Genomic DNA, 18,217 nt, shown 5'->3' on the forward strand with positions numbered 1-18,217 from the left:
ACTCTGGTAACGCGCTGATCACACGGACACAACCGAGGCATAACTTTGCCTCACGGGAGCGCCTCAGGGCGACTGGTCGCCCGGGCCGGGCCCGGGTTCACCGACCCCGGACCCGTCGGACCCGGGCTCGTCCAGAGCCTCTGCGAGTGTGTCGTGGAGGGTGAAGACGGCTTCCGCCCCGGTGATCTCGAAGACCCGGGACACCACCGGCAGCATGCCCGCCAGATGGACCCCGCCGCCCGCGGCCTCGGCCTTCAGCCGGGCGCCGAGCAGCACGTTCAGCCCCGTGGAGTCGCAGAACTCCAGCCGTGAGCAGTCCACGACGAGGCGCGCGAACCCGCGATCGAGGCATTCCTCGATCGGTTCGCGCAGTAGATCCGCCGTATGGTGATCCAACTCACCGGCCGGGGTCACGACGGCGCTGGCGCCCTCTTCCCGCACCTCGACCAGAAGCCGGCCCGACTGTGCGCTGCCGACCGTCCCGCGGTCCATGCCGTGTCTCTCTTCCGACCGTCGTGGCTGTTGATACGCCCTCGAACCCTACGCCTTCCCTGCACTCTTCAACACCCGAACAACCGCCAAGAAACGGACATTTCACCATGAAACACACTTGCGAGAGAGTCGCGAAAGCGGGTAGGGCTAGTAGAGACAGTTTTCGACACGGCCGGCTTTGGAGGCGCCGCACACCGCAGTGCACGTATTGGCATCGGCAGCCATATGCCGAGAACGATGGAGGACACCATGTCACCCCGGCTCGACGCATCGCAGACCCATAGGGCGACGTCGACACCCCCTCTGGAACGACTGGAAGACGAGTCAGCCGACGAGAACGTCGGCCTCGCCGGACTTCCGGAGATCCCGCCTTTCGACGAGGTCGGGCCAGTGGACGCACGGGCCCTGTCCAAGACCCTCTTCGAGCGGCTGGAGTCGCTGGAAGAAGGCACCCACGAGTATTCGTACGTACGCAACACCCTGGTCGAACTCAATCTCGCCCTGGTGAAGTTCGCCGCCTCCCGGTTCCGCTCCCGCAGTGAGCCGATGGAAGACATCATCCAGGTCGGCACGATCGGCCTGATCAAGGCGATCGACCGGTTCGAGCTCAGCCGTGGCGTCGAGTTCCCGACCTTCGCGATGCCGACCATCGTCGGCGAGATCAAGCGCTTCTTCCGCGACACCTCATGGTCCGTGCGGGTACCGCGCCGACTGCAGGAACTGCGCCTCGACCTGGCCAAGGCGGGCGACGAACTCGCGCAGCAACTGGACCGCGCTCCGACGGTGGGAGAGCTGGCGGAACGTCTGGGGCTGTCGAACGACGAGGTCGTCGAGGGCATGGCCGCGTCGAACGCCTACACGGCCAGCTCGCTCGACGCCCAGCCCAAGGAGGACGACTCCGAGGGCGCGCTGGCGGACCGGATCGGCTACGAGGACCACGGGCTCGAAGGCATCGAGTACGTCGAGTCGTTGAAGCCGCTGATCGCCGAACTCCCGCCGCGCGACCGGCAGATCCTGTCCCTGCGGTTCGTCGCCAACATGACCCAGTCCGAGATCGGTGACGAACTCGGCATCTCGCAGATGCACGTCTCGCGGCTGCTGTCGCGGACGCTGGTGCGGCTGCGCAGGGGACTGACCGTCGAGGAGTGACGGTCGCCGTCACCGTCGTCGCCACCACCGCACAGTGTGTGTGGTCGTACCGGCACACAGGGCGCGTAGGTGTGCGCTCGGGGCCGGGTCGGATCATCCGACCCGGCCCCGAGTGCGTTGTCGGCGGATCACGCGGGCCGCGCCTTTTGATCGCCCGGATCCTTGGCCCTGTCGCACGCGGGTCCACGCCCCCGGATCCCCCGGGTTACCCACGGGAACCCCTTTCTTCACTGTTCACCTTCCATCACTATGGTCACCCGCCAAACTGGCTGGTATGTCAGTTGTCCGGCGGGGGTGGCACGGGGGTGCAGGGAGGCACGTGGATGGTTCGGGGCGAGGGGCAGGGGACCGGCGATGATGCCGGGAACGGGGGCGAGGGCGGGGACGGCGTGCACGCGGGTGCGGCCGACGCGCGGCTCACCGAGCTGCTGCGCGCGGACACCAGGACCTCGTACGCGGCTCTGCGAGAACTGCGCGTGCGCCACCGGCCGGCGGTCCTCGCGTACGCCCGTCTGTGCACCACCGCCGACTCCGCGGCGCGGCAGCTGACGGACCGCGCGTTCGCCCTGGCGGCCCAGGAGACCGCGCGCGGCACCGACCCCGGCGGCCCCTGGCGGCACCAACTCCTGCTGTTGGCTGGGCGGGTGGCCGTCACCTGGGCCGGGGACGAACGGGCCGGCCGGCTCGACCCCGGACTTCTCGCGCGACTGCGCACGGCCGGTCCCGAGGGCCCGACACCGCCGCTGCTCGACGCGTTCCGGTCGCTCCCCTCCCGGGTCCAGGGCCTCGCCTGGTACGGGATCGTGGAGCGGGAGCCCGAGGAGAACACGGCGGGCCTGCTCGGGCTCACCCGCGAGGACGTGACGTACGGAACGGAACCCGCACTCCAGGCACTTCGCGCGTCCTTTCTGAAGAGCCACCTCGCCGCCTCCGGCGATCCGCGCTGCCAGGACTTCCGCCGACTGATCGAGGAGTCGGTACGCCCCGACAGCCCCCGCCACAGCACGGATCTGCGCGCCCACATGGCCGAGTGCGCGCACTGCGCCACCGCGTACGAGGAGTTGTCCGCGCTGCGGGACGACCCGCACACGGGCCTGGCCGAGGGGCTGTTGCCGTGGGGCGGCACGGCGTACGCCACGGGCGCGGCCGCCCGCTCGCGCGCCACCGCGCAGGCGGAGTCGGCCACTTGGGGCTCCCTGGCCGCCTGGCCGCCCTCCCGTCGCCTCGTCCTGGCCTCCGCGGCGCTCGGGGTCGCCCTGGCCCCACTGCTGCTCTTCCTCCCCTCCTCGGGCGGCTCAGGGCCCGACACGGCGGGAAGCGCGGGGGCTCCGGTGCCCCCGCCGGCGGTCACGGTGACGGCCACGGTCCCGACGGCGCCCTCCGCCTCCCCCACGGGCAGCACCGACTCCCCGTCCCCGACGAGGAGTTCACGCCCGTCGAAGTCGGCGTCCCCGAGCGCGTCCCACCCGACGTCCGGCCCGCCGTCCGCCCCGCCGCCGCCGAACAGCAGTTACGCCCAGGTCGTGAACCGCTCCACCGGCCGCTGTCTGGACATCCGGGACGGCGACATGGAGAAGGGCACGGACGTCATCACGGCCCCCTGCTCCTCGGCCGGCACCCAGCGCTGGCGCGTCGACACCGACCGGGGTGCCCTGCAGTCGTACGCGGATCCCGACTTCTGTCTGGACAGCCGCGGCGCGACCGACGACGGCGTGGGCATCTGGGAGTGCGACTCGCTCGGCGGCCGCAACGCCGTGAACCTGCGGTTCGCGGTGTCCGCCGACGGCGCGATCCGCCCGGCCGTCGCCCCGGACCACGCGCTGACGCCGTACGGCGACGACGGCCTGGACCTGGCCCCGGACACGGGACGGACGGAGCACTTGTGGCGGGCGGGGGCGGGGCCTGCCTGAGCCTCTGGGCGGGCTCCTGGCCGGGGTTCCCGGCCTGGCCCATGACCGGGCTTCTGACCGAGGGGGCCTTCGGCTGCGACTTTGGTCGCGGTCCCCCGGCTAGGTGTCATCCCTTGGTTGTTCGCCGCCGGACCGCCGCCATCCTTGGTCGGTCGGCGCTGGACCGCCGGCCGATGTCGCCCAGGTCAGGCCCTTCCTAGCTTGGGGGCATGACGACCACGAGCGAAGAGACGCCGGTGCGGCGCGGGGGCGTGCGGGCCGAGGAGCGGGCGCTCGCACCCGACCTCGCACGCGGGATCATGCTGTTGCTCATCGTTCTGTCCAACACCGCCTTCCACCTCTGGGCGGCCCGACGCGGACCCTCGGGCTGGCAGCCCGCGGACGGCTCATGGCTCGACCACGCCGTGCAGTTCACCATGATCATCGTGCTGGACCTGCGGGTCTATCCGCTCTTCGCGTTCCTCTTCGGCTACGGGATGATGCAGCTCTTCCTCCGGCAGACCGCCGCCGGCAACTCCGAGCGGGGAGCCGCCAGGATCCTGCGCAGGCGCAGTCTGTGGCTGATCGTCATCGGGCTCCTGCACTCCGCCCTGCTGATGGCGGGCGACATCGTCGGCTACTACGGAGTGCTGAGTCTCGTCCTAGGCCTGGTCTTCCTGCGGCGGAGCGAGCGCGCGCTGAAGCGGTGGATCTGCGCGGGCGCCGTGCTGATCGTGGTCTTCGCGGCCCAGCCCGTCGTGTCGGCCCTGATCCGGGGCGAGTTGGGCACGCTCGGGGACGCGGGCGCGGAGCCCGGCTTCCTGGCGTACGCCGCGCAGGAGGGGAACTGGCTCACGGCGGCTCAGACCAGGCTGGAGACCGGTCTGTTCGTCACGTTCCTGGCCTCCGCGCTGGCACTGGTCGGCGGCGGGTACGTCGTCTTCCTGCTCGGCTTCTGGGCGGCCCGCCGCCGCGTCCTGGAGGAGCCCGGCCGCCATCGGACCCTGCTGCGCCGCACGGCCGTCATCAGCATCACGGTCGGCTGGCTCGGCGCGCTGCCCGCCGCGCTCGCCCACATCGGCGCCCTGGACGTGCCGGCCGACGCGCAGAGCGAGGAGGGAGCGCTCACGCTGCTCCGGGACGTCACGGGCAACGCCGCAGGGCTCGGTTACGTGGCGGCCGTCGCGCTCTTCGTGCACTGGTGGACCAGCCGCCGGGCGGGTGCGATTACGGATTCGGGTGCGAGTGGGCGCGCGGGCGCAGGCATGGGTGCGGGTGTTGGTACGGGTGCGGGTGTTGGTACGGGTGCGGGTGCGGGTGCGGGTGCGGGTGCCACGGTCGTCGCGGCGGTGTCGGCGGTCGGCAAGCGGTCCCTGTCCTGCTACCTCGCGCACTCGCTGCTCTTCGCGCCGGTGCTTGCCGCCTGGGGACTCGGCCTCGGCGAGCACCTGTCCAGCTGGACCATGGCGCTCTTCGCGGTCGGCGTGTGGCTGCTCACGGTGGCGGGGGCGTACACCCTGGAGCGCGCGGGGCGCCGGGGCCCGGCGGAGGCGGTGCTGCGGAGGCTGATGTACGGGGCGGCACAGGGCAAGGCAGGCCGAGTGGCCAAGGCGGGCTGAGTGACCGGCCCGCCCGGGCTCGCCTCAGGCCACGCGGACGCCCCGCCGCCACACCTGGTCGACCAGCGGTACGCCCGGGCGGTAGGCAAGGTGGACATGGCTCGGGGCGTCGAGGAACGCGAGGTCGGCGTACGCACCCGGGGTGAGGCGGCCGACGTCGGTACGGCGGAGGGCCCGGGCCCCGCCCGCGGTGGCCGACCACAGCGCCTCGTCCGGGGTCATGCGCATGTCCCGTACTGCCAGGGCGATGCAGAAGGGCACGGACGACGTGAAGGACGAGCCCGGGTTGCAGTCGGTGGATAGGGCCACGGTGGCGCCCGCGTCGAGGAGGCGGCGGGCGTCCGGCCATTCGGCACGGGTGGAGAACTCGGCGCCGGGGAGCAGGGTCGCCACGGTGTCCCCGCTCGCGAGGGCGTCGACGTCCGCGTCCGTGAGGTGGGTGCAGTGGTCCGCGCTCGCCGCGTCCAGTTCGACCGCGAGCTGGACGCCGGGGCCGTACGAGAGCTGGTTGGCGTGGACGCGCGGGTGCAGGCCCTTCGCCTTGCCGGCCGTGAGGATCGCGCGGGCCTGGTCGCCGTCGAAGGCGCCCTTCTCGCAGAAGACGTCGATCCAACGGGCGTACGGGGCACAGGCGTCGAGCATCTCGCCGGTGACGAGCGCGACATACTCCGCGGGTCCCGTGGGGTCGTCGGCGAAGTCCGGGGAGACGATGTGGGCGCCGAGGTAGGTGACCTCGTCGGTGTGCGCGGACGCGATGCGCAGGGCCCGGGCCTCGTCCTCGACCGTCAGTCCGTAGCCGGACTTCGTCTCGAACGTGGTCGTGCCCTGGCGCAGGGCCTCGGCGAGGTAGTGGGTGAGGTTGCGCTCCAGTTCCTCGTCGCTCGCCGCCCGGGTGGCGGCGACGGTCGTACGGATGCCGCCGGCGCTGTAGGCCCGGCCGGACATCCGGGCGTTGAACTCCTGGGTGCGGTCGCCCGCGAAGACGAGGTGCGAGTGGGAGTCGACGAAGCCCGGGATCACCGCGCGGCCACCGGCGTCGACCCGATTGTCAGTGGCGGGTGCTTCTCTTGAATCACCGGTCCACGCGATGCGGTCGCCGTCGATGACGACGGCCGCGTCCTGGATCAGACCGAGGGGGGAACCCTCACCGAGGGAGGGATCGTTGGTGACCAGACTGGCGATGTTGGTGATGACGGTCGTCGTGCCGTTCGCAGTACTCATGGCGTCCTTGTCGGGGCTCGGGCTGGGCGCGAGGATCAGGCGCGCAGTGCTTCGACGGCTTCGGCCATGGCCCGCGGCACGTTCGGCACGAGCGCATGGACTCCGTCGCGTACGACATGCCGGCCGCCCACGACCGTATGGCGCACGTCCGCCGCGGTCGCCGCGAATACGGCCGTCTCGGCGCCGAGCCGTGGCACCGGCCCCGCTGTTCTGACCGAGTCGAGCGCGATCGTCGTGAAGTCGGCGAGCGCGCCGGGTTCGAGCGTGCCCGCGTCGTCCCAGCCCAGGGCCGCGTGACCGTCCGCGGAGGCGGCGCGCAGGAGCGCCGCCGCGGTCCAGTGGCCGCGGGTGCGGGTGCGCAGGCGCTCGTTCAGCTCCATGGCGCGCGCCTCTTCGAGCAGGTCGATGACGGCGTGGCTGTCGGAGCCGAGGGAGAGCGGCGAGCCCGCCCTCTGGAGCGCGACGGCCGGGCCGATGCCGTCGGCGAGGTCGCGCTCGGTGGTCGGGCACATGCAGGTGCCGGTCGTGGAGCCGCCGAGCAGCGCGATGTCCTCGTCGGTGAGGTGGGTGTTGTGGACGCCCGTCGTGCGCGGGCCGAGCACCCCGTGGTCGGCGAGCAGCCGGGTGGGCGTACAGCCGTGCGTCTCCAGGCAGGCGTCGTTCTCCGCCGTCTGCTCGGACAGGTGCACATGGAGCGGAGCCTGCCGCTCCTCGGCCCACCGCGCCACGGTCGCCAACTGCCCCGCGGGCACGGCCCGTACGGAGTGGATGGCGGCCCCGATCCGTGCGTGATCCCGGTCCTTGAGAACTGAACAGCGTTCGGCCCAGGCTTCCGCGGTCCCGTCGGAGAAGCGGAGCTGGTGCCGGTTGGGGGGCTGCCCGGTGCGCTTGTTCAGGAGGCCGGCGGCGAGGTAGGCGGTGTCGAGGAGGGTGATGCGGATGCCCGCCTCGGCGGCGGCCTCGATGAGGGCTTCGCCCATGGCGTTCGGGTCGGCGTACGGGGTGCCGCCCGGCGCGTGGTGGACGTAGTGGAACTCGCCGACGGCCGTGACCCCGGCGAGGGCCATCTCGGCGTACACCGCGCGGGCGAGCGCCTTGTACGTCTCCGGGGTCAGCCGGTCCGCGAAGGAGTACATGATCTCGCGCCAGGTCCAGAAGGTGCCGGAGCCGACCTGGACGGTGCCGCGCAGGGCGCGGTGGAAGGCGTGGCTGTGGGCGTTGGCGAGACCGGGAAGGGTCAGGCCGCGCAGGATCTCGGCGCCCGGGGGCGGGGCGTCGACGCCCGTGCGGACGGCGGCGATCCGCCCCTCCGAGTCCACGTCCAGGGCCACGCCCGGCTCGACGAAGGTGTCGAGCCAGGCGTGCTCCAGCCAGTAGGTCGTGCCTCGCGCGCTCACGTGCAGGCCAGCCCTTCCAGTACGTCGGCGAGTGCGGTCACCCCGGCCACGCAGTCGTCCTCGGCGGCGTACTCGGCCGGCGAGTGCGAGACGCCGGTGGGGTTGCGTACGAACAGCATGGCGGTGGGGATGGATCCGGAGAGGATCCCGGCGTCGTGTCCCGCGCCCGTGCCGAGGACGGGGACCTTGAGATCCGCTTCCTTCTCCCTGCCCAGGATGCGCGCGATCTCGTCCCGCAGGGCGTGCTCGAACTCGACGACGGGGGTGAACGACTCCCGGACGACGTCCAGTTGGACGCCGTGCTCGTCGGCGTACTCGCGGGCCGCCTTCTCGATGCCGCTCACGACCGTGTCGAGGGTCGCCTGGTCGGCGGCGCGGGAGTCGAGCCAGCCACGCACGAGGGACGGGATGGCGTTGACGCCGTTCGGCTCGACCGCGATCTTGCCGAAGGTCGCCACGGCACCCGCGAGCGCCGCCTCCCGCCGGGCGGCGAGCACGGTCTCCGCGTACGACAGCATCGGGTCGCGGCGGTCCACGAGCCGGGTGGTCCCCGCGTGGTTGGCCTCGCCCCGGAAGTCGAACCGCCACCGTCCGTGCGGCCAGATGGCGCTCGCGATGCCGACCCGGTCGCCGGAGAGGTCGAGGGCACGGCCCTGCTCCACGTGCAGCTCGACGAACGCGCCGATCCGGGCCAGGCGCTCGGGGTCGGCCCCGATGGCGTCGGGGTCGTGGCCGGCGGCCTCCATGGCCTGCGGAAGGCTGACCCCGTCACCGTCCCGGAGCTGCCGCGCCGCCTCGACGGTGAGTTCTCCGGCCGCGAGCCGGGACCCCACACAGGCCAGCCCGAACCGGGCCCCCTCCTCGTCACCGAAGTTCACGATGGCGAGCGGCTTGGCGAACTCCGCGTTCCTGCTCCGCAGTTCGTCCAGCGCGGCGAAGGACGACACGACACCGAGGGGGCCGTCGAAGGCGCCGCCATCGGGCACCGAGTCGAGATGCGACCCGGTGACGACGGCGTCCCCGGCAGCGGGATCGCCGAGCCAGGCCCACTGGTTCCCGTTCCGGTCCAGCTCGTAGGTCAGTCCCCGCGTCCGGGCCTGCTCCTCGAACCAGTCCCGGCAGTCACGGTCGGCCCCGGTCCAGGCGAACCGCCGGTAGCCACCGGAGCCGGGGTGGCGCCCGATGGGCTGCAACTCCCGCCACATTTCGTGGAAGGAGGCAGCCCGTCCGCCAGGCTGTGGGCAATCGTTCCGCAGGGCGATGGGGGTCCCCCCGCTCGAACGAAGTTGAGAGTGGGGGAGGGTGGGCACAGCCGCACCCGCACCCGGCGACGAGGGACCAGCCCCCACCGAGGAGTTGCCGCTCTGGCTCACGCGGACTCGCCTTCCCGCATGGGAACCCGCACGCCCCGCTCATCGGCCACGGTCTCGGCGATGTCGTACCCGGCATCCACATGCCGAATGACACCCATCCCGGGGTCGTTCGTCAGCACGCGCCGGATCTTCTCCCCGGCCAGCTTCGTACCGTCCGCCACCGACACCTGGCCCGCATGGATGGACCGCCCCATCCCCACGCCGCCACCGTGGTGGATGGAAACCCAGGACGCCCCGGACGCCACGTTCACCATGGCGTTCAGCAGCGGCCAGTCGGCGATCGCGTCGGAGCCGTCGAGCATGGCCTCGGTCTCCCGGTAGGGGGAGGCGACGGACCCGCAGTCGAGGTGGTCTCGCCCGATGGCGAGGGGGGCCTGCAGCTCGCCGCTGGCCACCATGTCGTTGAACCGCTCGCCGGCCTTGTCGCGCTCGCCGTAGCCGAGCCAGCAGATACGGGCCGGGAGGCCCTGGAAGTGGACGCGCTCACCGGCCAGCTTGATCCACCGGTGCAGGGACTCGTTCTCCGGGAAGAGGTCGAGGATCGCCTTGTCCGTCTTGTGGATGTCGGAGGCCTCGCCGGACAGGGCGGCCCAGCGGAAGGGGCCCTTGCCCTCGGAGAAGAGGGGGCGGATGTAGGCGGGGACGAAGCCGGGGAAGGCGAACGCCCGCTCGTAACCGGCGAGTTGGGCCTCGCCGCGGATGGAGTTGCCGTAGTCGAAGACCTCGGCACCGGCGTCCATGAAACCGACCATGGCCTCCACGTGCCGGGCCATGGACTCGCGGGCACGGGTGGTGAACCCGGCCGGGTCCTTCGCGGCGTACGAGGCCATGTCGTCGAAGTCGACACCCACGGGAAGGTAGGCCAGCGGGTCGTGGGCCGAGGTCTGGTCGGTCACGATGTCGATGGGGGCGCCCTCGGCGAGCATGCGCGGCAGCAGTTCGGCGGCGTTGCCGAGGAGCCCGATGGAGAGCGGGCGGCGGGCGTCGCGGGCCTCGACGGCGAGCTGGAGGGCGTGCTCCAGGGAGTCGGCCTTCACGTCGAGGTACCGGTGCTCGATGCGGCGCTCGATGGCGCGCGGGTCGACGTCGATACAGATCGCGACGCCGTCGTTCATGGTGACGGCGAGCGGCTGGGCGCCGCCCATGCCGCCGAGGCCGGCGGTGAGGGTGATCGTGCCGGCGAGGGTGCCGCCGAACTTCTTCGCGGCGACGGCGGAGAACGTCTCGTAGGTGCCCTGGAGGATGCCCTGGGTGCCGATGTAGATCCAGGAGCCGGCCGTCATCTGCCCGTACATGGTGAGGCCGAGGGCCTCCAGGCGGCGGAACTCCTCCCAGTTCGCCCAGTCGCCCACCAGGTTGGAGTTGGCGATGAGGACGCGGGGGGCCCACTCGTGGGTCTGCATGACGCCGACGGGCCGGCCGGACTGGACGAGCATCGTCTCGTCCTGCTTGAGGGTGCGCAGCGTACGGACCATGGCGTCGAAGGAGCGCCAGTCGCGGGCCGCCTTGCCGGTGCCGCCGTAGACGACGAGCTTGTCGGGGTGCTCGGCGACCTCGGGGTCGAGGTTGTTCTGCAGCATCCGCAGCGCGGCTTCCTGCTGCCATCCCAGGGCGCTCAGTTCCGTACCGCGCGGTGCTCGGACGGGGCGGGGTCCTGACATGGTCTGCCTCCTGGCGGCTGGTGAGTGCTCCGGGTGGTGCCGGTCATTCAGTCGATATTCACATCCTGATCGCCTGAATAGAACTAGTCAATACCTTCGTGGGCCAGCACGGGCGCGGCACGGATGTTTGGCTGGATGTATGGCGGCATACACAGGCACAGGAGACGCGGACTCGACGGGCGAAGAACCGGACGGAACCCAGAAGGGTCCGGGCGAGACTCCGGAGGGGCTCGGCGGGGTTCCGTACGGACCGGGCGGGGCTTCGGACAGGGAGCCGGGAGGCGGTTCGGACGGGGAGCAGGGCCCGGCCGCGAACGGGGGCGCGCGGCGGGACGAGGCCGTTCGCGCGGCCTCGGAACAGGGGCTGGTCGGTCCCGCCACCCCCATCATCGGGCTCCTCGACATCACCGGCATCCGGGCCTCCGCGGCGGCCCTGCGGGCGGCCTTCGACGCGGTGACGGCACCCGGGACGCCCGTGCTGCACGCGTTCGCGGTGAAGGCGACCCCGCTCGTCCCGGTGCTGCGGCTGCTGCACCGGGAGGGCATCGGCGCGGAGGTCGCGAGCCCGGGCGAGCTGGCCCTCGCCCGCGCGGCCGGGGTCCCGCCGGCCCGTACGGTGCTCGACTCGCCCGCCAAGACCCCGGCGGAGCTGCGGGAGGCACTCGCCCTGGGCATCGCGGTCAACGCGGACAACCCGCAGGAGCTGGCCCGCCTCGACGGGCTCGTACGCTCGGCCTCGACCCTCCCCCACAGCCTTAAGGGCGCGGGAGGTACCCCCACCCCCATCGGGATCCGGGTGAATCCGCAGGTCGGCGGGGGTTCCATCGGGGCGCTCTCGACGGCGACGGCGACCTCGAAGTTCGGGGTGGCGCTGCGGGACGAGGGGGCGCGCGAGTGGGTCGTGCGGGCGTATCTGGACCGGCCGTGGCTGACCCGGCTGCACGCGCACTCCGGTTCGCAGGGGATGCCGCTGGAGCTGATGGCTCGCGCGGTCGCGGAGACGTACGGGCTCGCGGAGGAGGTCAACGAGCGGGCCGGGCGGCGGCAGATCGACACGCTCGACATCGGCGGCGGACTGCCGGTGAACTTCGGGTCGGACGCCCACACGCCGACGTACGAGGAGTACGCGCGGCTGCTCGCGGAGACCGTGCCGGGGCTGTTCGACGGGCGGTACGGGCTGGTCACGGAGTTCGGGCGGTCGCTGCTCGCCAAGCACGGGGTGGTGCTGGCGCGGGTCGAGTACGCGAAGTCGGCCGGCGGGCGGGCGATCGCGGTGACGCACGCGGGGGTGCAGGTGGCGGCCCGCACGGTGTACGCGCCGAAGTCCTGGCCGCTGCGGGTGGCGGCCTACGACACGAAGGGGCGGCCCAAGGCGGGGCCCGAGGTGGTGCAGGACGTGGCGGGTCCCGCGTGCTTCGCGGGCGACCTGCTGGCGGAGGGGCGGTCGATGCCGTTGCTCGAACAGGGCGACTACGCGGCCGCGTTGGACACCGGGGCGTACTACTTCGCGCACCACTACGCGTACAACTCCCTCGCGCGGCCCGGGATCTACGGCTTCGGTCCTGACGGGGCGGGCGGGGTCCGGTTCGCCGTGGTCCGGACGCCGCAGACCCTCGACGAGATCGTGGCGGAGTCGGGAGGAGCGCACGCGGGGTCGCTGACGGACCTGTTCTGAGGCGCCCACACCGGGGCGAAGCTCTGATGAACCTCTGAGACGGTGCCCGACCGGCATCCCACGCGTGGCACAGGGAACAAGTCCCCGCACGGGTCACCGATCGGGGGAGGTTCTCTTGTCCACCTCAGAAACCACCGCGGGCACACCGGCGCCTGCCGAGGAGCCGGGACTCAAGCGGGTCCTCGGTCCCAAGCTGCTGATCCTCTTCGTGATCGGCGACATCCTCGGGACCGGCATCTACGCCACCACCGGCAAGGTCGCGGGGAAGGTCGGCGGGGCGCTGTGGCTGCCGTTCGCCATCGGCTTCGTCGTGGCGATCCTGACGGCCGCGTCGTACGTCGAGCTGGTCGGCAAGTATCCGAAGGCGGCCGGGGCCGCGCTCTACACACAGAAGGCGTTCAAGGTCCCCTTCCTGACCTTCATCGTCGCGTTCATGGTGATGTGCTCGGGCCTGTCGTCGGCGAGCGCGGCGGCCCGTGCCTTCAGCGGCGACTATCTGTCGGAGCTGACGGGCGACGCGCTGCCGCCGACGCTCGTCGCGATCTGCTTCATCCTGCTGCTGGCCGCCCTGAACCTGCGGGGTGTGTCGGAGTCCGTGAAGACGAACGTGGTGCTGACGCTGGTCGAGCTGACGGGCCTGGTGATCATCCTCGCGATCGGCGCGTGGGCCGTGCTGAACGGCGACGGGGAGCCGTCCCGGCTGGGCGGGTTCGAGGCGAGCGGCACCGGATACGCCCTGATGACCGGGGTGTTGGGCGCGACGGCGCTGGGTTTCTTCGCGTTCGTCGGGTTCGAGGACTCGGTGAACATGGCCGAGGAGACGAAGGATCCCGTCCGCACCTTCCCGCGTGCGATCTTCGTCGGTGTGGCGGTCACGGGCACGATCTACGTCCTCGTGGCGCTGGTCTCGTCGCTCCTGGTCGACTACAAGGCGCTGGAGGGTTCGAGCGGCCCGCTGCTGGAGGTCGTGAAGGCGGGCGGTGTCGACTTCCCGCACAAACTCTTCGCGCTCATCGCCCTGTTCGCCGTCACCAACTCCGCGCTGATCAACATCATGATGGCCTCGCGCCTGTGCTACGGCATGGCCAACGAACGCATCCTGCCGCGCGGCATGGCCCGCGTCCTGCCCACGCGTCGCACACCCGTGGTCGGCATCGCCTTCGTGACGCTGCTCGCGATCGGGCTGGTCTCCACGGGCGAGATCGAGGGCCTGGGCGACACGACGTCGTTCCTGCTCCTGTGCGTGTTCGCCGTGGTCAACATCGCGGTTCTCGTCCTGCGCCGCGACCCCGTGGATCACCAGCACTTCCGTACACCGACCGTGCTTCCGGTGCTCGGCGCCCTCACCGCCCTGATCCTCGCCAGCCCGCTGGCCGACCGTCCCGCGGACGTCTACATCCGCGCCGGAGTGCTGCTGGCCGTCGGGGTGGGTTTGTGGGCGCTGAACAAGGTGGTGCTGCGTGTAAGGAGCGAGGACTGAAAGGGAAAATCCACACACTCTAGCCAGCGGCTGGCATGTTCCACAGGAAAATGCCAGAACCATCACCCCTCGCGCACACGTTGCGTAGTTTCGGCGTCACTCAGCCGAACAGCGACGGGCGGGAGGGAAGCACCGTGCCCGGAATCGACGAGTGCCTGCTGGAGGCCATGAGACTGCCCGGAGCCCGGGGAGCCTCGGTGGTCGACTGGACCAGCGGACTGGCTCTTGGCACGGTCGGGGACTCGCCCAACGGGGACCACGAGGCCACCGCGGCCGAGGCGGCGGAACTCGCCCGTCTGGCCGCGGAGCATAAGGCCTTCGCCCCCGAGGAAGGAGCCGACTGGTCCGGCGGACAGCCGCCGGTCGAAGATCTCATCATCTGCAACAAGGACAGCTACCACGTCCTGCGCTTCGTCCGTACGACGTTCGACAGCAGTGTGTTCCTGCATCTGTGGCTGGGTCGTTCGGACGGCAATCTCGCGCTGGCCCGTATACGCCTGGGCGAGATGGCGGAACGGCTGGTGGTGGGGTGACCACGGTGGAGGCACGCCCCCTGCCCGGCCGCGACACGGCCGACGACGACAGAGCCGACGACGACACGGCGGACCGCGTCGGGACGGACCGCACCACCCCGGAAGACACCACCCCGGACCGCGGCTCCCCGAACCGCGCGGAACCACGGTCCGGCATCCCGCCCACGCTCAGCCCGATGCTCAGCCGTCTCGCAGAGGAGCGCGCCACCGGCGTCCTGACGCGGGAACGCGGCGTGCTGTATCTGGTCGAGGGCCAGGTGGTGCACGCCGAGAGCCCGGCGACACCCGGGCTCGACGTGCTGCTCACCACCCGCGGCGCGCTGGGCTCGGACGGCTGGTGGGAGGCGGTCTCGGAGGCGGGGGCCGACCGGCGGGTCGGACGGTTCCTGGTGGACAGCGGGCGACTGACGGCGGGCGCCCTCGAGCTGTGCCACCTGGGCGCGCTGTACGACGCGGCGTTCTTCACGCTCGGCCCGAGCAGCGGTCCGGCGCGCTTCCGTTACGGGGTCGCGCACTGGATCGGGCCCGTGCGGCCGGTCTCCGTGGACGCGGTGGAGCGGGAGACGCTGCGGCGTCGCGATCTCCTTCACCGCATCTGGCCGGAGCCGGGCACGGACACCGAGCCGCTCGTACGGACCGGCCGTGCCGTCGACTCGGCCCTGCCTCCGCGTCAGCGCACGGTCCTCGACCAGGTGGACGGTGAGCGCACGGCGTCGGACATCTCGCTGGTGCTCGGCCGTCCGGGATTCCACACCCTGGTCGACCTCCGGCGGCTCGCGGCCGCCGGAATCGTGACGACGCGATCGCCGACGATCACGTCCGGACCGGTCCCGACCGGGTCCGTCACGGCCGGGACCGGTCCGTCCGGACCAACCGAATCCGGGCCGGCCGAATCCGGGCCGGGCTCGTCCGGACCGGGCTCGTCCGGACCGGGCTCGTCCGGACCGGGCTCGTCCGGACCGGATGGATCCCGGACACCGGAAGAAGCATCCGTAACCCCCTTGTCCCCCGTCTCCACGGTGGTCGCGCAGGCCGCGGAGGCGGCGCAGGCGTCGGCCGATCCCGACGTCGCCCTGCTGCGCCGGCTCAGAGACGCCTTGGAGGCCTTGTGATCCGCGCGCTCCGACAGCGTGCCGAGAGGAGACAACTGATGGCGGCCGAGGCCGAAGTCCTCGACGAACTACACCGGTTGCGGGCCCGAGTGCCCCAGCTGACGGGTGCCCTCGCGGCCAGCGTCGACGGCCTCGTGCTGGCCCAGGACACCCCGGGCGTGGAGCCGGAGGGGCTCGCCGCGCTCACCGCCGCCGCGCTGGGAGTCGCCCTGCGCATGGCGGACGCGACCGGACGCGGCGATTTCCGCGAACTGTTGCTGCACGGCGAGCACGGCTATCTGGCGACCTACGCGGCGGGACCGTCCGCCGTGCTGACGCTGCTGGCCGGCGACCGGGCGAACGTCGGCCGGCTGCACCTCGAAGGGCGCCGCTCCGGAACCCGGATCGGGGAGCTCGTCGAGGCGGCGGTCGAGAGCCGGCCGGCCCCGGCCGCGCGGGCCCCCGCGAAGCCAACCGCGCCCCGCACCCGAACCGCGCGCGTCGCGCGCACCACCACCACCGAGCCGACAGGCAAGAGCCGTTGAGCACCGGCAACAGCCGTTGAGCACGGATCCACCGGACCGAACTCACCGGTCCGAACTCACCGAACCGAAAGGACAAGCACGACCATGGCCAACACCGAAACCGCACTGAAAGAGACCCTGGCCTCCATCGAGGGCGCGACCGGAGCCGCTCTCGTCGACTACACCAGCGGCATGGCGCTCGGCACGATCGGCGGCAGCAAGAGCTTCGACCTCACGGTCGCGGCAGCCGGCAACACCGACGTCGTACGCGCCAAGATCCGCACCATGGAGCACCTGGGCCTCAAGGGCGAGATCGAGGACATCCTGATCACGCTGTCCGACCAGTACCACCTGCTGCGGCTGATCAAGGGCCGCGGCGGCAACGGGCTCTTCCTGTACCTGGTCCTCGACGCCAAGCGCTCCAACCTCGCGATGGCCCGGCACCAGCTGAAGAAGATCGAGGCGGACCTGGAGGTCTGACTCCGCCCGAGCCCGAACCCCTGGAAGAGCACGCCGCCCAGCCACCTAGACGAGCACGCCACCCCGACGCCGCGCCCCACCGGGCGCGGCGTCGCCCGCGGCGATCCCCGTGGCGCGATAGCCCTTGACCTGCTTGCCCGCCGGAAAGCCGGCCCCGCGCCCGAGCCAGTCGACGCGGACCCAGACGAGCGACTCGGCCGCCCGTTCGAGCCGTCCGATCCGGGCCGCCTTGAGGCGAAGGCCCGCCCCGGCTCCGGCGAGCAGCATCCCGCCGGCCGCGGGGACGGCGAACGCCGAGCCCAGTGCTCCCGCGAGGGCGAGCAGCAGCCACCACCGGTGCCCGCGCCGCCAGTTCCGTACCGTCACGGCCCGGTCCTGGAGCACGTCGTGCTTCCCGGCCCGGGCGGCTCCGCCCACCAGCGCCACGTACCGCTTGTGCCGTACCAGGGCCACCACGGCCGCGGTGATCAGGAAGAGCGCGGCTCCCGCCATCACCCCGATCCGCCGGCCGGTGATCCCGGGCACGAGTACGCCCACACCCGCCGAGATCACTCCGACCCACCACAACGGTGCCGCCCCGGCCCGTACGACGACGGCCACCCGTGCCAGTCCCTGCCCTCCGCGCGTCACGATCCGCTCCTCACCGACTCGACGACGCCTCTTTTGGGCACGCAGGCTAGCGAGCAAAAGTGAGACACGTCTGAGAGCGCCCCAAAAAAAGCCACGCGGGACCGCTACTCGACGAACAGGCCCCGTGCGGCGGCCCGCGCGTCGAACTCCTCCAGGCGTGCCTGCGCCTCGGGCAGCCCGTCGCACATCGCTTCAAGGAGCACCCGCCCGAGCAGCATCGGCGCGCACGCCGTGTCGAAGGCGAGCCCGGTACCGACGGCGGCCGGCAGCAGCAGGTCGGACACCTTGGCGACCGGCGCGAACGCTGAGTCCGCCACCGTGACGACCGTCAGCCCGGCCTCCTTCGCGTACGCCAGCGTGTCCACGACCTCCCGCGGATGCCGGGGCAGCGCGAAGCACAGCAGGGTCGTGGCCCCGGCCCGTACGGCCGAGTCGATCCGGTCGTGGACCATCGTGCCGCCCTCGTGCAGCAGCCGTACGTCCGGATGGACCTTGGCAGCGAAGTACGCGAAGCCGTAGGCCTGGGACGCGGCCGCCCGCAGTCCGAGGACCGGCAGCGGCCGTGAGGCGGCGAGCAGCCGTCCCGCCCGCTCCACGGGACGCGGGTCCGCGAGCACGGAGGCGAGATGGCGCAGGTTCTCGATCTCTGCCTCGACGGCCTGCTGGTACTCGTTGTACGAGCCCGTGTCCGCCGCGGGTTCGGCGGGCGCGACCTCGCGCAGGTGCTTGCGCAGCGCCGGATAGCCGTCGAAGCCGAGGGCCACGGCGAAACGGGTGACGGACGGCTGGCTGACCCCGGCCAGCTCCGCGAGCTCCACGCTCGACAGGAACGGCACGTCGGCGGCCCGCCGAACCATGCTGTGCGCGATACGCCGCTGCGTGGGGGTGAGCCGGTGGCCCTCGAAGAGCGTCTGCAGTCGCCCGGCAGGACTGTCCTTCACGCCCGCGCTCCCCTCGTCCGCGCCCGCCTCACCGCCCAGGCCCATCTCCATGTCCGTGCCCA

General features: G+C 71.9%; 16 protein-coding genes. 9 read left to right on the plus strand and 7 right to left on the minus strand.

The window, feature by feature from the left end; translation table 11 throughout:
• Positions 1-63: 63 nt before the first annotated feature.
• Positions 64-492 carry an STAS domain-containing protein gene (locus tag QF035_RS21560; RefSeq protein ID WP_307522082.1) on the minus strand — a complete coding sequence of 143 codons (429 nt, stop codon included), beginning with the start codon at positions 490-492 and terminating at the stop codon, positions 64-66.
• A 249-nt stretch (positions 493-741) separates the two neighbouring features.
• Here QF035_RS21560 and QF035_RS21565 point away from each other — a divergent pair, with 249 nt between their 5' ends.
• From QF035_RS21565 to QF035_RS21575, 3 genes are all read left to right on the plus strand, one after another.
• Positions 742-1,641: an RNA polymerase sigma factor SigF gene (locus QF035_RS21565; protein ID WP_307522084.1), complete on the plus strand. Its 900-nt coding sequence runs from the start codon at positions 742-744 to the stop codon at positions 1,639-1,641.
• Positions 1,642-1,964: 323 nt separating this feature from the next.
• Positions 1,965-3,551, plus strand: a complete 1,587-nt coding sequence (locus tag QF035_RS21570) for an RICIN domain-containing protein (RefSeq protein WP_307522085.1) — start codon at positions 1,965-1,967, stop codon at positions 3,549-3,551.
• Positions 3,552-3,760: 209 nt separating this feature from the next.
• Positions 3,761-5,149, plus strand: coding sequence for a DUF418 domain-containing protein (locus tag QF035_RS21575; RefSeq protein WP_307522087.1), 1,389 nt, complete (start codon positions 3,761-3,763; stop codon positions 5,147-5,149).
• A gap of 24 nt (positions 5,150-5,173) precedes the next feature.
• On the opposite strand, the gene hutI is transcribed toward QF035_RS21575, so the two are convergent.
• The 4 genes from hutI to hutU all read right to left on the minus strand — a co-directional run bounded on the left by hutI (position 5,174) and on the right by hutU (position 10,801).
• A complete protein-coding gene (gene hutI, locus QF035_RS21580) occupies positions 5,174-6,370 on the minus strand; it encodes an imidazolonepropionase (protein WP_307522088.1) in 1,197 nt (398 codons plus the stop codon).
• A 35-nt stretch (positions 6,371-6,405) separates the two neighbouring features.
• Positions 6,406-7,767: a formimidoylglutamate deiminase gene (locus tag QF035_RS21585; protein ID WP_307522090.1), complete on the minus strand. Its 1,362-nt coding sequence runs from the start codon at positions 7,765-7,767 to the stop codon at positions 6,406-6,408.
• Positions 7,764-8,972 (minus strand): allantoate amidohydrolase, encoded by a 1,209-nt coding sequence (locus tag QF035_RS21590; RefSeq protein WP_307522091.1) that lies wholly within the window; start codon positions 8,970-8,972, stop codon positions 7,764-7,766. Before QF035_RS21590 ends, QF035_RS21585 begins: the two co-directional genes overlap by 4 nt.
• A 164-nt stretch (positions 8,973-9,136) precedes the next feature.
• Positions 9,137-10,801 carry a urocanate hydratase gene (hutU, locus tag QF035_RS21595; protein ID WP_200396368.1) on the minus strand — a complete coding sequence of 555 codons (1,665 nt, stop codon included), beginning with the start codon at positions 10,799-10,801 and terminating at the stop codon, positions 9,137-9,139.
• 139 nt (positions 10,802-10,940) lie between these two features.
• Here hutU and QF035_RS21600 point away from each other — a divergent pair, with 139 nt between their 5' ends.
• From QF035_RS21600 to QF035_RS21625, 6 genes are all read left to right on the plus strand, one after another.
• The gene (locus tag QF035_RS21600; RefSeq protein ID WP_307522093.1) at positions 10,941-12,476 is read left to right on the plus strand and encodes a diaminopimelate decarboxylase; all 1,536 of its coding nucleotides are present in this window, start codon (positions 10,941-10,943) and stop codon (positions 12,474-12,476) included.
• A gap of 115 nt (positions 12,477-12,591) precedes the next feature.
• On the plus strand, positions 12,592-13,956 hold the full coding sequence (locus tag QF035_RS21605) for an APC family permease (protein ID WP_307522094.1): 1,365 nt from the start codon (positions 12,592-12,594) through the stop codon (positions 13,954-13,956).
• Between the two features lie 134 nt (positions 13,957-14,090).
• On the plus strand, positions 14,091-14,489 hold the full coding sequence (locus QF035_RS21610) for a hypothetical protein (protein WP_055617535.1): 399 nt from the start codon (positions 14,091-14,093) through the stop codon (positions 14,487-14,489).
• Positions 14,490-14,665: 176 nt separating this feature from the next.
• Positions 14,666-15,601, plus strand: a complete 936-nt coding sequence (locus tag QF035_RS21615; protein ID WP_373466973.1) for a hypothetical protein — start codon at positions 14,666-14,668, stop codon at positions 15,599-15,601.
• A gap of 38 nt (positions 15,602-15,639) precedes the next feature.
• Positions 15,640-16,125, plus strand: coding sequence for a roadblock/LC7 domain-containing protein (locus QF035_RS21620; RefSeq protein WP_307522095.1), 486 nt, complete (start codon positions 15,640-15,642; stop codon positions 16,123-16,125).
• An 84-nt stretch (positions 16,126-16,209) separates the two neighbouring features.
• Positions 16,210-16,584, plus strand: a complete 375-nt coding sequence (locus QF035_RS21625; protein WP_307522096.1) for a hypothetical protein — start codon at positions 16,210-16,212, stop codon at positions 16,582-16,584.
• Between the two features lie 45 nt (positions 16,585-16,629).
• Here QF035_RS21625 and QF035_RS21630 read toward each other — a convergent pair whose 3' ends face one another.
• Positions 16,630-17,214 carry a hypothetical protein gene (locus QF035_RS21630; RefSeq protein WP_307522097.1) on the minus strand — a complete coding sequence of 195 codons (585 nt, stop codon included), beginning with the start codon at positions 17,212-17,214 and terminating at the stop codon, positions 16,630-16,632.
• Between the two features lie 104 nt (positions 17,215-17,318).
• Positions 17,319-18,200, minus strand: coding sequence for a MurR/RpiR family transcriptional regulator (locus QF035_RS21635; RefSeq protein WP_307531309.1), 882 nt, complete (start codon positions 18,198-18,200; stop codon positions 17,319-17,321).
• Between the last annotated feature and the right edge of the window lie 17 nt (positions 18,201-18,217).

The sequence above is a fragment of the Streptomyces umbrinus genome (assembly GCF_030817415.1).
GTDB classification, from domain to species: Bacteria; Actinomycetota; Actinomycetes; order Streptomycetales; family Streptomycetaceae; genus Streptomyces; species Streptomyces umbrinus_A.

Bases quoted from the DNA above. Each gene is read 5' to 3' on its own strand.
- hutI (WP_307522088.1), bottom strand. From the start codon at position 6,370: ATGAGTACTGCGAACGGCACGACGACCGTCATCACCAACATCGCCAGT.
- QF035_RS21560 (WP_307522082.1), bottom strand. From the start codon at position 492: ATGGACCGCGGGACGGTCGGCAGCGCACAGTCGGGCCGGCTTCTGGTC.
- hutU (WP_200396368.1), bottom strand. From the start codon at position 10,801: ATGTCAGGACCCCGCCCCGTCCGAGCACCGCGCGGTACGGAACTGAGC.
- QF035_RS21635 (WP_307531309.1), bottom strand. From the start codon at position 18,200: ATGGGCCTGGGCGGTGAGGCGGGCGCGGACGAGGGGAGCGCGGGCGTG.
- QF035_RS21600 (WP_307522093.1), top strand. From the start codon at position 10,941: ATGGCGGCATACACAGGCACAGGAGACGCGGACTCGACGGGCGAAGAA.
- QF035_RS21565 (WP_307522084.1), top strand. From the start codon at position 742: ATGTCACCCCGGCTCGACGCATCGCAGACCCATAGGGCGACGTCGACA.
- QF035_RS21615 (WP_373466973.1), top strand. From the start codon at position 14,666: ATGCTCAGCCGTCTCGCAGAGGAGCGCGCCACCGGCGTCCTGACGCGG.
- QF035_RS21570 (WP_307522085.1), top strand. From the start codon at position 1,965: ATGGTTCGGGGCGAGGGGCAGGGGACCGGCGATGATGCCGGGAACGGG.
- QF035_RS21625 (WP_307522096.1), top strand. From the start codon at position 16,210: ATGGCCAACACCGAAACCGCACTGAAAGAGACCCTGGCCTCCATCGAG.
- QF035_RS21575 (WP_307522087.1), top strand. From the start codon at position 3,761: ATGACGACCACGAGCGAAGAGACGCCGGTGCGGCGCGGGGGCGTGCGG.
- QF035_RS21590 (WP_307522091.1), bottom strand. From the start codon at position 8,972: ATGTGGCGGGAGTTGCAGCCCATCGGGCGCCACCCCGGCTCCGGTGGC.
- QF035_RS21620 (WP_307522095.1), top strand. From the start codon at position 15,640: ATGGCGGCCGAGGCCGAAGTCCTCGACGAACTACACCGGTTGCGGGCC.